Origin of the sequence: Roseomonas acroporae (assembly GCF_023223525.1) — a bacterium.
Classification (GTDB): Bacteria; Pseudomonadota; Alphaproteobacteria; order Acetobacterales; family Acetobacteraceae; genus Roseomonas_E; species Roseomonas_E acroporae.
This window is the reverse complement of sequence record NZ_JALPRX010000134.1, coordinates 1-12,545: the sequence shown is the minus strand read 5'-3', so window position 1 is coordinate 12,545 and position 12,545 is coordinate 1. Positions and strand designations below refer to the sequence as shown.

Sequence of the window (12,545 nt, the reverse complement as noted above, 5' to 3'; positions counted from 1 at the left end):
CTCGCCAACTCAGGATACGCTTCCATGTAAACGCAGCACGCTCTAAGGGGCGCCGCCCCGTCCGTTCCCCGGCGGTCCGTTCCCTCACAGGCCATCCCCCACTGGCCATCCCTCCAGAGTCCATCCCCCGCGGGCCGCCTTCCGCTCCGGCCCGCGGTTCCGTTCAGCGCATGCAGCGCAGGAAGACGGTGGAGGGGTGGGCGATGTCGCCCACCTCGGCCGCGCTGCGCGAGGCGGGGCCGGGGGGCGTGTCCTCCAGGCGCGGCTGGACGTTGTTGCGGCGCAGGAAGTCCAGCGCCGCCTCGACGCGCACGGCGAAATTCACGTTCTGCGGGATGTCGCCGGTGCGCTGGGCGATGCGCTGCGCGTTCAGCTTCGACACCACCACGCCGACCACGTGCCCCGCGAGGTCGAGCAGCGGCCCGCCGGAATTGCCGGGCTGCACCGGCGCGCTGATCTGGATCTGGTTCGGGTTGTCGCCGAGGCCGGAGAGCGCCGAGACGTCGCCCGTGGTCAGGGTCGGGCCGGAGGAGAGCAGGCCGGCGAGCGGGAAGCCGTAGGTGACCACGCTCTCGCCGCGCCTGACCTCCGGGCCGCGCCGGAACACCAGCGGCGGGCCGGGCGTGCCCTGCACGGCGATCAGCGACAGGTCGCGTTCCTCGTCGCTGTTCAGCACGGTGCCGACCAGCTCGGTACCGTTGGCGGTGCGGGCCCGCATCTCCGTGCAGTTGTTGGTGACGTGATGGTTGGTCATGATCCGGCCGGGCGCCACCACGAAGCCGGTGCCGGTGGAGACGGGGCGCAGCCGCTCCGTCTGGCCGGGACCAACGGGAGCCGGGCCGGGCGGCGTGCCGATCGAGGGCGGCGGGCGCGGCGGCCCGGCGTAGCGCGGCGCCTCGTTCTGCCCCAGCGGCGGCGGCTTGCGGCCGGGAACGGAGGCATAGTTGCCGCCCGGCGTTCCGCCGGGCGCACCCCCGCCGGGCCTGCCGCCGGGACCGCCGCCGGGACCGCCGCCGGGCGGCGCCTGGGGCGGCACGGCGGCGCCGAGCGGCGGCGGCTTGCCGCCGGCGCCCTGCGGCGATGCGGGCGGGCCGGCATAGGGCGGCGGATAGGGGCCGCCGGGCGCCGGCTGCACGCCGAGCGGCGGCGGCTTCGACTGCGCCATGCTCAGCCCGGCGGCGCAGCACAGCAGGAGGAGGCGCGAAGGGGCGGAGCGGCGCATCGGGAAAAAATGCCTGTCGCAATTGCTGCCGGTCAACTGTGCCGTGTCCGGCTTGCGGGCGGGTTACACCGGCGGCGCCACGGGGAACCGCCACAGGGCACCGCCGGCCGCGACTCTCAGCCTCGCGCCGGCCGGGCGGGGCTGTCGGGAGCGGCCCGGGGCGGCACGCCGTCGGCCGCCTCGATCGCGGCGGCGTCCAGGCCCGGCCGCGCCTCGGCGTCGCGCTCCTTGATCAGCAGCCAGTCGTCGCCGCTCCGCCCGCCGCGCGGGCGGAAGCGCACCAGGGTGAAGCCGCCGCGCAGCCGGCGGCCGGCGAGGCGGAATTTCAGGGCCCCGGCCGCGAGGTCCCGGGCGGGGTCGGCCGGCGGCTCCCAGAAGCCCTCGTCCCACAGCGCCACCGTCCCGGCGCCGTAGCTGCCGGCGGCGATGGTGCCCTCGAAGCGCGCGTAGCCGAGCGCGTGGTCCTCGACCCGCACGGCCAGGCGCCGGTCGGCCGGGTCCATCGACGGGCCCTTCGGCACCGCCCAGCTCCACAGCACGCCGCCATGCTCCAGCCGGAAATCCCAGTGCAGCCGGCGCGCCGCATGCTTCTGCACGACGAAGATCGTCCGCCCCGGCGCCATCCCGGCGGCATGCGCGGCCTCCCGCGCCGGTCCGGCGCTTCCCCGGCCTGTCCGCCGGGGCACTTCCCCGGGATTCCCCCGGGCGGGACCGTGGACCGCGCCCTCGGGCGTCGATGCGGGGTGTGCCATGACGTCGCGCGCAACGTGGCCGGCGCGGCCCGGTTGCCGCCGGGCCGGCGGGCGGTCAGAACGGGATGGTCAGGCTGAGCGAGCCGAACACCTGCCCGTTGTGCTGGCGCGTGAACTCCTCGGACTGGATGACGTGGGTGTAGGAGAGGCGCATGCCGCGCCAGAGCAGCGCGGCGCCGAACTGCACCTCGCCCACCGCCCAGCGCCGGTCCACGCTCGGGCTGCCGCTGCGGAAGGTGCTGCCGTCCAGGAACAGGTTGCGCGCGACGAGGCGCCCGCCCACGCCGACGAAGGCGTACCAGCCGAATTCCTCGCGCGGGCGCGTCAGCGGCGAGCTGGAGAGAGCCGGCCGGATGCGCACCGGCCCCCAGTCGGCATCCAGCGCGTTGCCGAGGCGCAGCAGGGCGCCGGTGCCGGCATAGGTGTAGGCGTTGCCGAGGGCGAGCGTCGCGTTCGGGATCACCTCGGCGGCGATCCCGCGCACCGGCGGCAGGGCCACGCGCCAGTCGCGCTCGGTCAGCACGCCGAAGGTCGGCTCGTCGCGGAGCTGGTAGCGCCAGCCCTCGGCGTGGAACTTGTTGATCACGTCGTGCCAGCGGTTCTGCACGAACTCGCCGCCCGCGCCGGGGCCGGTCAGGCCGAGCTGGAACTCCAGCACGGTGCGCCGGGTCTCGGTGGCGCGCTCCAGGGTCAGCGAGCCGTAGAGGTGCCCGGCATAGGGACGGTCGAACGGGTCCGGAACGCGGCGGCGTATGTCCTCGGGGGTGAAGATGGACTGGCTCAGCCCGAGCCCCCAGCGGAACTCGCCGGGGCCGAGCAGCCAGCCGGCCTGCCGGTCCAGCCAGCCCACCGCGCCCGTGGGCGGCCCGGCCGGCGAGGTCCAGCGCGCCTGCAGCCCGTTGGTGTAGTAGCGGTCGGTGCCGCCCCACATGTCGTTCTCGTTGGTGAGGCTGAGCGAGCCGCCGGCATAGGGGGAGACGGTGCCCGGCGTCCCGGCCCCGGCGGGTGCGGCCCCGCAGGACAGGGCGCCGAGGGCGAGGCAGAGGATCAGGCGGCCGCGGGTCTGACGACGCATTTCGCTCCTTCCGGTGTCATCCCGCCGGTCATGCGGGGAGGGGCCGGCCATGGCCCGGGCGCATCCGCCTGCGGTCGGGCGCGGATCGGCGGGCCGGGACCGGCCGGCTTCCAGGCACAGGCATAGGCCGGCCGGCGACTTCACCACAATCGCCCAAGGGCGGGCGGTGTTTCGCCGGCCGCGCTGTTTTGCCGATCGCCGGCATGGCGGAGGAAAAAACGGGCCGGCGCCGGCCGTCCGTTATTCCGGAAGCATTCCGGAAATCGCGATCACGCTATTTGGAATTTCTCGGCCGTGCTTATATGCGCCCGGCGATTCGCACCGATCGGGGAATATGCGACGATGAAACCCATGATTGATCTGGACGTAATGTCCGCCGAGGAGCTGACCCAGCTGATCGAGAAGGCGACCGAGAAGCGGCAGCAGAAGGTCGAAGGCGCGAAGCAGGCGCTGATCGAGGAAATGGAAACGCGCGCGGCGCAGCTCGGCCTCAGCCTCGAAGGCCTGTTCGGGCTGCGTTCCGGCAAGCCCGAGCCGGCGCCGCCGCGCCGCCGCGTGCGCAAGGACGCGGGTGGCACCGTGCCGGTGAAGTATCGCGGCCCGGAGGAGGGCCAGACCTGGAGCGGCCGTGGCCGGATGCCGAAATGGCTCACCGAGCTCGAAGCCCAGGGCAAGCACCGGCAGGATTATCTCGCCCGGAACTGAGCCGGGCCGGGATTACGCCATCCTTGACGGCGTGTTGCCGCATGAACGGCCGGCGAGGCTCGCGATCGGGAGCGTTCCGTTTTTGGCGCGCCGTGGCGATGATATTCCCGCCCTCGTGGCGTATCGGATCGCCGGCGCCGACCACCGGCCGATTCGCCGGCCCGTCCCGTTTCGCACGCCGGGCATGCGCGTTACGGCATCGTTGATACACGTCGATTTTCCGGGCGGATATTTTCCGGCCCCGGAATCACGTTCGATCCATGCTCCGGCCCTTCCCGCTCCGGTCGTCCCCGCCTCGGCCCGCCGCGCCGGAACGGCCGCCACCGGCCGCGGCGTCGCGCGATTCCGGGCGGGAGGGTGGCGCGCGTGACCGACGCCTGGTCCGCCCCGGGCTCCTTCTGGGGTCCGTTTCTGGGCCCATTGCTGGGCCCATTGCTGGGCACGGTCGGGCTGAGCCTGCTGCACGTGGTGCTCTCGGCCCTGGTCACGGCGCACGTGCTGCTGCGCAAGCGCGACGTCGCCTCGGCGACCGGCTGGATCGGGCTGATCTGGCTCTCGCCCTTCGTGGGCAGCGCGCTCTACTACCTGCTCGGCATCAACCGGGTGCGGGAGCGCGCCCGGGCCTCCAGGCCGGTCAGGGCGGGCGGGGAGGACGTCGCCACCCTGCCGGCGCCGCCGCCGGCGGAGCCCCTCGCCGCCCTCGACCGCACCGCCCTGCGCCTGACCGGCCGCCCCGCCGAGGCCGGCAACGCCGTGACCCTGCTGCACGACGGCGACGAGGCCTATCCCCGCATGCTCGCCGCGATCGAGGGGGCGTCGTCCTGCATCGACCTGTCGAGCTACATCCTGCGCGACGACGCGGCCGGCGCCCCGTTCCTCGATTCGCTGATCGCCGCCCACCGGCGCGGCGTCGCGGTGCGGGTGCTGGTGGACGGGATCGGCGGCGGCTACTTCGCCTCGCCCGCCTGCCGCCGGCTGTGGCAGGCGGGCGTGCCGGCCGCCCGCTTCATGCACTCGCCGCTGCCCTGGAACATGCCGTTCCTGAACCTGCGCTCGCACAAGAAGATCCTGGTGGTGGACCGGCGCATCGGCTTCACCGGCGGGCTCAACATCGGCGCCGAGAACCTGCTGCGGCAGGACCCGCCCGATCCGGTGCGCGACGTGCACTTCGCCCTGTGCGGCCCCGTGGTCCGCCAGCTCGCCGAGGCGTTCGACCGGGACTGGCGGTTCGTGCAGGGGAGCGCCGGCACGGCGCCGCCGGCCGACGAGGCGCCCAGGGATGCGCTGGCGGATGCGCCCAGGGATGCGCCCAGGAATGCGCTGGGGGAGGCCGTGGCGGCCGGCGTGGTCACGGCGCGCGTCGTGACGTCGGGGCCGAACCAGGACGTCGAGAAGATCGAGCTGCTGATGCTGCAGGCCATCACCTGCGCCCGGCACTCGGTCCGCGTCGCGACGCCCTACTTCCTGCCGGACGAACGTCTGGTCACCGCGCTCGCCCTGGCCGCGCTGCGCGGCGTCGCCGTGGACATCGTGGTGCCGGAGCGGAGCAACCATCCCGTCGTGGACCGGGGGATGCACGCCCATGTCGGGCCTCTGCTCGCCGCCGGCTGCCGGGTGTGGCTCAACCCGCCGCCCTTCGACCATTCCAAGCTGATGGTGGTGGATGGGGCGTGGAGCCTCGTCGGCAGCTCGAACTGGGACATGCGCAGCCTGCGGCTGAACTTCGAGCTGAACGTCGAGATCTACGACGCCGCCACGGCGGCGGCGGTCGAGGCGGTGGTCCTCGGCAAGCGCGGCGGCCGGCTGGAGGCGGAGATGCTGGCGCGGCGTTCCCTGCCGGCGCGGCTGCGTGATGCGGCGATGCGGCTGCTGCTGCCCTACGTGTAGGGGAGGGGAGGCGGTCCCGGGGCGCCGGGCGAGTGCGCCCCGCTCGGGAATGCTCCACCCGCCCGCCAGGGTGACGCGCCCGAGATCGGGCCCGGCCGCGCGCGGCCGGGCCGGCGGCGCGCGCCCCGGCCTCCCGGAGGCGCCCCGTCCCGAGGCGCCCTGTCCCGAGGCGTGGAGGCGCGGATCAGTCGAGGTTGGTGGAGACCCGCGGCCGGGCCGTGCTGTTCCAGGCGCCGCGGATGGTCTCCATCACCTCGACCGGTCGCGGCACGCCGCGCAGCACGTGCTCCTCGTGGATGCCCGGCGCGCCGGTGCTGCGCACCACCACGTCGCCCACCCCGAGCGCCCGCGCCCAGAGGCTCTGCGAGGTGACCACGTCGCGGATGCGGAACACCTCGATGTCGTCGCGCACCCGGGTCAGGAAGCCGGATTCGATGATGATGCGCTGGTCGGTGACGGTGATCCGCTGCCGCCCCAGGAAGGGCAGGCCGAGCGCCGCCACCGCCATCGCGCCGCGCCGCAGGCCGAAGGAGCGCTTCGTCTCGCGCGTCGTCAGCAGCACCTGTTCGGCCATGGTCAGCGTCCTCCCGTTCCCCTCGCCGGCCGTCGCGCGCGGCATGCGGCTTGCTGAACCCCGCGGCGGAACCGGGCCGCATCCGAGCGGCCCACGGAGGCAGCCATGATCGGCACCATCATCGCCGGCGCCGCTGAGGTCCGGCAGCGCCTGTTCGAGCACCTGAACCGCGACGCCTCGCACCGGGACACGGACGGCGACGGCCGCGTCAGCGCGGCGGAACGTGCCGCCGCCCGGCAGAACGTGCCGGGCAGCGGCGCCAACGGCCCCAGCGCCTTCGAGACGGCGCTGCGCCAGGCCGACAGCGACGGCGACGGCACGGTGACGCGGCGAGAGCTGGTGGCGGCGGGGCGCGAGCTGTCCGATACGCTCCAGGCCGCCGCGCTGCGCGCCCAGGAGGCGATGGGCGGCGTCATGACGCAGCAGATCGGGGCGCAGCAGATCGGGGCGTGACGGCACCGGGCGCAGCCCGGGAACGCCGCCTCGCGCCCCGGCGCCGCGGCCCGCCATCGCCCGTGCGCAGCCGGCGCACGAGCGCCCGGATGGCCCGCTGCGTCGCGTGGCGCGAAAGGCCGGTCCACACCACGTGGTCGGCGCGCCGGCGCTTCTCCGCGTCCGGCATCTGGCGCGCCAGGATGGCGTCGAGCCGCTCGGGCGTCATGCCGGGGCGCAGCAGCACGCGCACGCGCTGCACGGCGGCGGGCGCCGAGACCACCACCACCGCGTCGCAGCGCCCCTCGCCGCGCGTCTCGAACAGCAGCGGCACGTCGAGCACCACCAGCGGCAGGCCGCGCCGGCGGGCGCGGGCCAGGAAGCGGCGCTCCTCGTCGCGCACCAGCGGGTGGACGATGCGCTCCAGCCGGTTCAGCGCCGCCCGGTCCGGCATCGCCCGGTCCGGCATCGCCCGGTCCGGCACCGCCCGGTCTGTCGTCGTCCGGTTCGGCGTCGTCCGGTCCGATGTCGCCGCCGGCGCCCCGGAATCCCGGCGCGCCGGGTCGCCCAGCACGGCGCGTCGCAGCGCCTCGCGGTCCACCATGCGCCCGCGCGGCGTCTCCCGCAGCGTGCCGGGAAAGGCCTCGCCGATCGGCGCCACGGCGCGCCCGCCCGGCCCCTGGAGGCGGTGCACGGCGAGGTCGGCGTCGAACACCGGCACGCCCAGGCGGCGGAAGATGCCGGCGGCGGTGGACTTGCCCATGCCGATGCCGCCGGTCAGGCCGATGATCCTCAACGCCGTGCCGCCGCGCCCGGGCCCGCCAGGGCGCTCGTCGGGACGTCCGGCGGGCCGGCCGCCGTCCTCGGCAGGTCGGCGGCGACGAATTCGCGCAGCGCCGCGTCCACCGCCGGCGCCACGCCGAACCACGCCTCGAAGCCCGGCCGCGCCTGGTGCAGCAGCATGCCGAGCCCGTCCACGCCGCGCAGGCCGCGCGCCCGGGCGGCGGCCAGCAGCGGTGTCTCCAGCGGCACGTAGACGGCATCCGCCACCACCGCCCCGTCCGGCAGCGGGGCGAGGTCGATCGCCAGCGGCGGCTGCCCCTCCATGCCGAGCGAGGTGGTGTTCACCAGCAGCGCCGCCCCGTCGAGCGGCGCCTCGGTGGCGATGCGCAGGCGGCCGGGGCGCGCATCGGTGGCGTCGAGGTCGCGCGCCAGCGCCTCGGCCCGCTCCGTGGTGCGGTTGACCAGGGTCACGCGCGGGCAGCCCTCGTCGAGCAGCGCGGCGGCGATGGCGCGGCAGGCGCCGCCGGCGCCGAGCAGCACCGCCGGGCCGGCGGCCGGGTCGAAGCCCGGCGCCTGCTCGGCCAGGGATTCGAGGAAGCCGAACCCGTCCGTGTTGCCGCCGAGGATGCGGCCGGCCTCGAAGCGCAGCGTGTTCACCGCCCCGGCGCGGCGCGCCGCGTGGTCCACCTCGTCGCAGAGGGCATAGGCGGCCTCCTTGTGCGGGATGGTGACGTTGGCGCCCCGGAAGCCCGCCGCCGCGAGGCCGCGCACCGCCGTCTCGAACTGCGCCGGCGCCACGGAGAGCGGCACGTAGGCGCCGTCGATGCCGTGCCGCTCCAGCCAGAAGCCGTGCAGCCGGGGCGAGCGGGAATGGGTGGCGGGCCAGCCGAACACGCCGGCCAGCCGCGCCTTTCCGGAGAGGATGGGCATGGCGCGCAGACTCGCCGGCCGGCCGGCCGTGGTCAATCCGTGCCGCCACGGGCCGGCATGTCGGACCGGCCCGTCGGCTGGGGACGCGGCCGAACCCGGTGGCCCGACGAACGTTCCCGTCCCGGCGGCAGCGGCCGGGTGCCGCCCGCCGGCCCCGCCCTTCCGTTGTGCGGCGCGCCGCCGGCATCCTGCGGCGCCGGCCGGCCCTGCCGCGCGGGGCGGCTTCCCGGTGCCGGGCCGCCGCGTCCCTCGGCGATCCGCTTTGGGCTGGCCTGCGCAGCCGGCCCCGCGGATGGATCCCGGCGGAGGCGGGCCACGCGACCCTGCTCGGCCCTCCGTCCGTGCGCGGACGTTCGGAGGTTTGCTTGGGAGACGACGATGACCCGGATTCCCGGCCTGCTCCTGGCCCTTGCCTGCGCCCTGCCGCCGCGCCCCGTCGCCGCGCAGGCCAACGGCAACACCTGGGACTGGCGGCATCACCAGCCCGATGCCGGTGTGGCCGCGCGCGAGCGCGATGCCGGCGTGGCGCCCGCGCCGCAGGTTGACCGGCGGCTGGACCAGGAGGTGGAGCGCCTGGCGCGCCAGCTCGGCACGCCGCAGCCCGCCCCTGCCGCGCCAGGCACGACGAGCCCGCCCGGACCGCGCCGCTGAAGGCGGCGCCCCGCGCCGGACGTCACCGGGACGGCGCGGGGCGTCAGGTGCCGTCGAGGCGGCGCCGCCACCGGGCACCGCACCGGCCCCGCCTGGCCGATCCCCCGCTTGGCCGATCCGTCAGGCCGATCCGTCAGGCCGACCCGATGGCCGCCCCCGACCGGTCCCGGCTGGCGCCTTGCGTCGACGCGGCTCCCGGTGCGGCGCACCGTCAGGCCGGCACGGGCGGGTAGCGGCGGGCGGGGCCGAACCGGGGAAAGGCCCCGGCGATCTCTCCCGGCGCGCCGCCCGGCGACCTACTCCGCCGCCACCGCCGCGGGTGGCGCCGGCGGCGCCTCGGCGGCCCAGAGCTCGGGCCGCAGCTCCTCCGGGCGGTCGGGGAAGAACAGGGCGCAGAGCAGCGTCACCGTGCCGAAGCCGGCCAGCACCAGCAGCACCAGCCCGACCCCGCCGCCCAGCCCGTACAGCCAGGCGATCAGCGGCGAGGCGGCGGCCGCGCCGAGGAAGCCCACGAAGAAGCGGATCGAGTACAGCTTCACCCGCAGCGCCGGGGCGATGTAGCGCGCCGTCATCGTCTCGTTCACCGTCACCTGCCCGAAGATGGCGGCGGCGATCAGCGCCGAGAGCACCAGCACCGCCCAGCCCTCGGCCCGCCACAGCAGCAGGAAGGCCGGCAGCGGGATCAGCCCGAGCGGCAGGAAGACGCGCTTGAGCGTCATCCGGTCGATCATCCGGCCCACGGTGAACTGCGTCAGCCCGCCGGTCAGCGTCACCGCGAAGGCGAGGCCGCCCACCAGCGGCAGCAGGTCGGGCGAGCTGGCCAGACGCTCCTGCATCAGCCGCGGCAGCAGCAGGGTGAAGGCGTTGAAGACGAGGCCCGAGACCACGGCGATCGACATCAGCGTGATCACCGCGCGCCGCACCACGGCGGGCGGGATGGCGGGGAAGGGCCGCGCCGCGGCGCGCGCCTTGTGGGCGTCGAAGGCCGGCTCGCGCAGGTAGAGCAGCCCGGCCACCACGCAGACCACGCCGGGCACCAGGAAGCCCCAGCGCCAGCCCGCCACCTGGGCCAGCAGGGCGGTGACCACCGGTGCCAGCGCGACGCCGAAATTGCCGAAGGCGCCGTTCACGCCGACCGAGCGGCCGATCTTGTCGCCCGCCGCCTCCACCAGCATGGCGGTGCCGACCGGGTGGTAGATGGCGAGGAAGGCGCCGGCCAGGGCCAGGGTCAGGGCGAGGCTGAACGGCCCGGTGGCGAAGCCGGCGGCGATCAGGCAGAGGCCGGAGCCGAGGAAGAAGGCGACCATCATCGCCTTGCTGCCGAAGCGCGCCGCCAGCCAGCCCATGGGCAGCGAGCCGGCGCCGTAGACCACGAACAGCCCGGTGCCGAGGGCGAGGATGGCGCCGTAGCCATCGCCGAAGCGGCCGGGCTCCTGCGCGATCATGCCGAGCACCGCCGTGGCGAGGATCAGCAGCGCGTAGTGGGTGATGGTGTGGGCCAGATTGACGAAGAGGATCTGGCGCTTGGCGCTGTGCATGGCTCCGTCCCGTGTTGCCGACGTTGTTGTTGCGTCCTGCGCGGCATCCTATCCTGGCCGGGAGGCGACGTCGGGACAAAGCATGTCGAGAAACGGCCAAACCGACGGTCCTCCGCCGGCCCTGCTCAGCCGGCCGCCGCAGGCCAGGGTGGACCGCCCGCTCGCCGTCATGGCGCGCGATTACCACGACCGCGACACCACGGGCCGGCACCTGCACGACCGGGCGCAGCTCCTCTACGCGACGCAGGGCGTGCTGCGCGTGACCACCGACGCCGCGCGCTTCGTGGTGCCGACCGGGCGCGCCCTCTGGCTGCCGGCGCACCTGCCGCACGCCGTGACGATGCAGGGCGAGGTGGCGATGCGCTCGCTGTTCCTGCGCGACGACGCGGCCCGCGCCGGCCCCGCCGAGACCACCGTGCTGGTGGCCTCGCCGCTGCTGCGCGAGCTGGTGCTGGCCGCCTGCGCCGAGCCGCTGGAATGGGACGTGGCGGGGCGCGGCGGGCATCTCGCGGCGCTGATCCTGGACGAGATCGCCCGCGCCCCCGCCCTGCCGCTCGGCGTGCCCGAGCCGCGCGACCGCCGGCTGCGGCGCCTGGCCGAGGCGCTGCGCGAGGACCCGGCCAGCCCGCTGGGGCTGGAGGAATGGGCCGCGCGCAGCGGCGCCAGCGCCCGCACCCTCTCGCGCCTGTTCCGCCACGAGACCGGCATGAGCTTCGGGCGCTGGCGGCAGTCGCTGCGGCTGGCCGAGGCGGTGGCGCTGCTCGGGCGCGGCGTGCCGCCGGCGCGCGTGGCGGCGGCGGTCGGGTATGGCAGCGCCTCGGCCTTCGGGCAGGCCTTCCGCGCGGCCTTCGGCGTGTCGCCGGGGGCGAGCCGGGGGGCGGCCGCGGGCGGCGGCGCCGGAAGCGGCGGGGCGACGCGGGCCGCTTGACGCCGCCCCGTCATCACGTCAGGAAACGTGACCTGAATCACCGCCAGCAAGCACGGCCCACGCCCCCAGATGCCGCCGGCAGCCGCCCCGGCGCGTCCCCCGGAGCCAGCCGCCCGCATGCCCAGCTCCTTCCGCCCGACCCGTCGCCTCCTCCTCGGCGGTGCCGCTGCGCTCGCCGCGACGCCCGCCCTGGCCTTCCCCGACCACACGGTGCGCCTCGTCTCGCCCTTCAACCCGGGCGGCGTGAACGACATCATCGCGCGCGCCCTGGCACAGCCGCTCGCCGGCGCGCTGAAGGTGCCCGTGGTGGTGGAGAACCGCGCCGGCGCGGGCGGCGGCGTCGGCGCGGCCTCGGTCGCCCGCGCCGCGCCGGACGGCCACACGATGCTGCTCGGCATCGTCGACACGCAGGTCATCAACGCCTTCATCTACCGCAACCTGCCCTACCAGCCGGAGCGCGACTTCACCCCGGTCAGCCTCGTCACCACCGTGCCCTTCGCCATCGTGGCGGGGCCGGCGCGGCCGGGCATCAAGGATTTCGCCGGGCTGGTCGCGGCGGCGCGGGCCGAGCGGGGCGGGCTCTCCTTCGCGAGCTGGGGCGTCGGCAGCACCTCGCACCTCGCCTTCGCGCGGGTGCTGCGGCAGGTGGACGCCGAGATGCTGCACGTGCCCTTCACCGGCCAGGCGCCGGCGATGCAGGCGGTGATGGCGGCGCAGGTCGACACCATGGCGGTGCCGGCGGGCGTCGCCGAGAGCATGGCGCGCGACGGGCGCACCCGCATCCTCGCCGTCGTCTCGCCGGAGCGGCTGCCGCTGCTGCCGGACGTGCCGACGCTGCGCGAGCTGGGCTTCGACATGACCATCGGGCTCTGGCAGGCGCTCTACGCCCCGGCCCGCACCCCGGCGCCGGTGGTGGCGCAGCTCGCCGCCGCCGCGCACGAGGCGATGCGGGCGGACAGCTTCGCCGAGGTGCTGAAGGCCCAGGCCTGCAAGCCCGAACCCTCCTCGTCCGAGGCCCTGGCGGCGATGCAGCGGCGCGAGCGCGAGGCCTGGGGCGACATCGTCACG

General features: G+C 75.6%; 13 protein-coding genes. 6 read left to right on the top strand and 7 right to left on the bottom strand.

Features of this window, described 5'->3' with window-relative positions:
* Positions 1 to 163 precede the first annotated feature (163 nt).
* The 3 genes from M0638_RS28980 to M0638_RS24880 all read right to left on the bottom strand — a co-directional run bounded on the left by M0638_RS28980 (position 164) and on the right by M0638_RS24880 (position 3,049).
* Positions 164 to 1,222 carry a S1C family serine protease gene (locus M0638_RS28980; protein WP_282572283.1) on the bottom strand — a complete coding sequence of 353 codons (1,059 nt, stop codon included), beginning with the start codon at positions 1,220 to 1,222 and terminating at the stop codon, positions 164 to 166.
* 116 nt (positions 1,223 to 1,338) lie between these two features.
* A complete protein-coding gene (locus M0638_RS24885; RefSeq protein WP_282572282.1) occupies positions 1,339 to 1,845 on the bottom strand; it encodes a DNA polymerase ligase N-terminal domain-containing protein in 507 nt (168 codons plus the stop codon).
* Between the two features lie 184 nt (positions 1,846 to 2,029).
* Entirely contained in the window at positions 2,030 to 3,049 is a 1,020-nt protein-coding gene (locus tag M0638_RS24880) for a lipid A deacylase LpxR family protein (RefSeq protein ID WP_248669658.1), read from the bottom strand.
* Between the two features lie 369 nt (positions 3,050 to 3,418).
* Between M0638_RS24880 and M0638_RS24875 the strand changes: the two genes are divergently transcribed.
* Positions 3,419 to 3,754 (top strand): H-NS histone family protein, encoded by a 336-nt coding sequence (locus M0638_RS24875; RefSeq protein WP_248669657.1) that lies wholly within the window; start codon positions 3,419 to 3,421, stop codon positions 3,752 to 3,754.
* A gap of 366 nt (positions 3,755 to 4,120) precedes the next feature.
* Positions 4,121 to 5,641 (top strand): phospholipase D-like domain-containing protein, encoded by a 1,521-nt coding sequence (locus M0638_RS24870; RefSeq protein WP_248669656.1) that lies wholly within the window; start codon positions 4,121 to 4,123, stop codon positions 5,639 to 5,641.
* A 184-nt stretch (positions 5,642 to 5,825) separates the two neighbouring features.
* Here M0638_RS24870 and M0638_RS24865 read toward each other — a convergent pair whose 3' ends face one another.
* Positions 5,826 to 6,260, bottom strand: a complete 435-nt coding sequence (locus M0638_RS24865; RefSeq protein WP_248669655.1) for a PH domain-containing protein — start codon at positions 6,258 to 6,260, stop codon at positions 5,826 to 5,828.
* A 60-nt stretch (positions 6,261 to 6,320) separates the two neighbouring features.
* Between M0638_RS24865 and M0638_RS24860 the strand changes: the two genes are divergently transcribed.
* Positions 6,321 to 6,668, top strand: a complete 348-nt coding sequence (locus M0638_RS24860; RefSeq protein WP_248669654.1) for an EF-hand domain-containing protein — start codon at positions 6,321 to 6,323, stop codon at positions 6,666 to 6,668.
* On the opposite strand, the gene M0638_RS24855 is transcribed toward M0638_RS24860, so the two are convergent.
* Together M0638_RS24855 and M0638_RS24850 are read right to left on the bottom strand one after the other, a co-directional pair.
* Complete coding sequence (locus M0638_RS24855) at positions 6,628 to 7,443, bottom strand: dephospho-CoA kinase (RefSeq protein WP_248669653.1); 816 nt, start codon at positions 7,441 to 7,443, stop codon at positions 6,628 to 6,630. The two genes, M0638_RS24860 and M0638_RS24855, sit on opposite strands and share 41 nt — an antisense overlap.
* Positions 7,440 to 8,360, bottom strand: coding sequence for a shikimate dehydrogenase (locus M0638_RS24850; RefSeq protein WP_282572281.1), 921 nt, complete (start codon positions 8,358 to 8,360; stop codon positions 7,440 to 7,442). Before M0638_RS24850 ends, M0638_RS24855 begins: the two co-directional genes overlap by 4 nt.
* Positions 8,361 to 8,738: 378 nt before the next feature.
* Here M0638_RS24850 and M0638_RS24845 point away from each other — a divergent pair, with 378 nt between their 5' ends.
* Positions 8,739 to 9,011 (top strand): hypothetical protein, encoded by a 273-nt coding sequence (locus M0638_RS24845; RefSeq protein ID WP_248669652.1) that lies wholly within the window; start codon positions 8,739 to 8,741, stop codon positions 9,009 to 9,011.
* Positions 9,012 to 9,307: 296 nt separating this feature from the next.
* On the opposite strand, the gene M0638_RS24840 is transcribed toward M0638_RS24845, so the two are convergent.
* Complete coding sequence (locus M0638_RS24840; protein WP_248669651.1) at positions 9,308 to 10,549, bottom strand: MFS transporter; 1,242 nt, start codon at positions 10,547 to 10,549, stop codon at positions 9,308 to 9,310.
* Between the two features lie 148 nt (positions 10,550 to 10,697).
* Here M0638_RS24840 and M0638_RS24835 point away from each other — a divergent pair, with 148 nt between their 5' ends.
* Both M0638_RS24835 and M0638_RS24830 read left to right on the top strand, forming a co-directional pair.
* Positions 10,698 to 11,477: an AraC family transcriptional regulator gene (locus M0638_RS24835; protein WP_248669650.1), complete on the top strand. Its 780-nt coding sequence runs from the start codon at positions 10,698 to 10,700 to the stop codon at positions 11,475 to 11,477.
* Positions 11,478 to 11,594: 117 nt separating this feature from the next.
* On the top strand, positions 11,595 to 12,545 hold a 951-nt coding region (locus M0638_RS24830; protein WP_248669649.1), incomplete at its 3' end, for a Bug family tripartite tricarboxylate transporter substrate binding protein.

What these genes read in the sequence shown, in the direction of transcription:
- M0638_RS24880 (WP_248669658.1), bottom strand. Translation starts at nt 3,049, where the DNA reads ATGCGTCGTCAGACCCGCGGCCGCCTGATCCTCTGCCTCGCCCTCGGC.
- M0638_RS24860 (WP_248669654.1), top strand. Translation starts at nt 6,321, where the DNA reads ATGATCGGCACCATCATCGCCGGCGCCGCTGAGGTCCGGCAGCGCCTG.
- M0638_RS24885 (WP_282572282.1), bottom strand. Translation starts at nt 1,845, where the DNA reads ATGGCGCCGGGGCGGACGATCTTCGTCGTGCAGAAGCATGCGGCGCGC.
- M0638_RS24850 (WP_282572281.1), bottom strand. Translation starts at nt 8,360, where the DNA reads ATGCCCATCCTCTCCGGAAAGGCGCGGCTGGCCGGCGTGTTCGGCTGG.
- M0638_RS24845 (WP_248669652.1), top strand. Translation starts at nt 8,739, where the DNA reads ATGACCCGGATTCCCGGCCTGCTCCTGGCCCTTGCCTGCGCCCTGCCG.
- M0638_RS28980 (WP_282572283.1), bottom strand. Translation starts at nt 1,222, where the DNA reads ATGCGCCGCTCCGCCCCTTCGCGCCTCCTCCTGCTGTGCTGCGCCGCC.
- M0638_RS24875 (WP_248669657.1), top strand. Translation starts at nt 3,419, where the DNA reads ATGTCCGCCGAGGAGCTGACCCAGCTGATCGAGAAGGCGACCGAGAAG.
- M0638_RS24840 (WP_248669651.1), bottom strand. Translation starts at nt 10,549, where the DNA reads ATGCACAGCGCCAAGCGCCAGATCCTCTTCGTCAATCTGGCCCACACC.
- M0638_RS24865 (WP_248669655.1), bottom strand. Translation starts at nt 6,260, where the DNA reads ATGCCGCGCGCGACGGCCGGCGAGGGGAACGGGAGGACGCTGACCATG.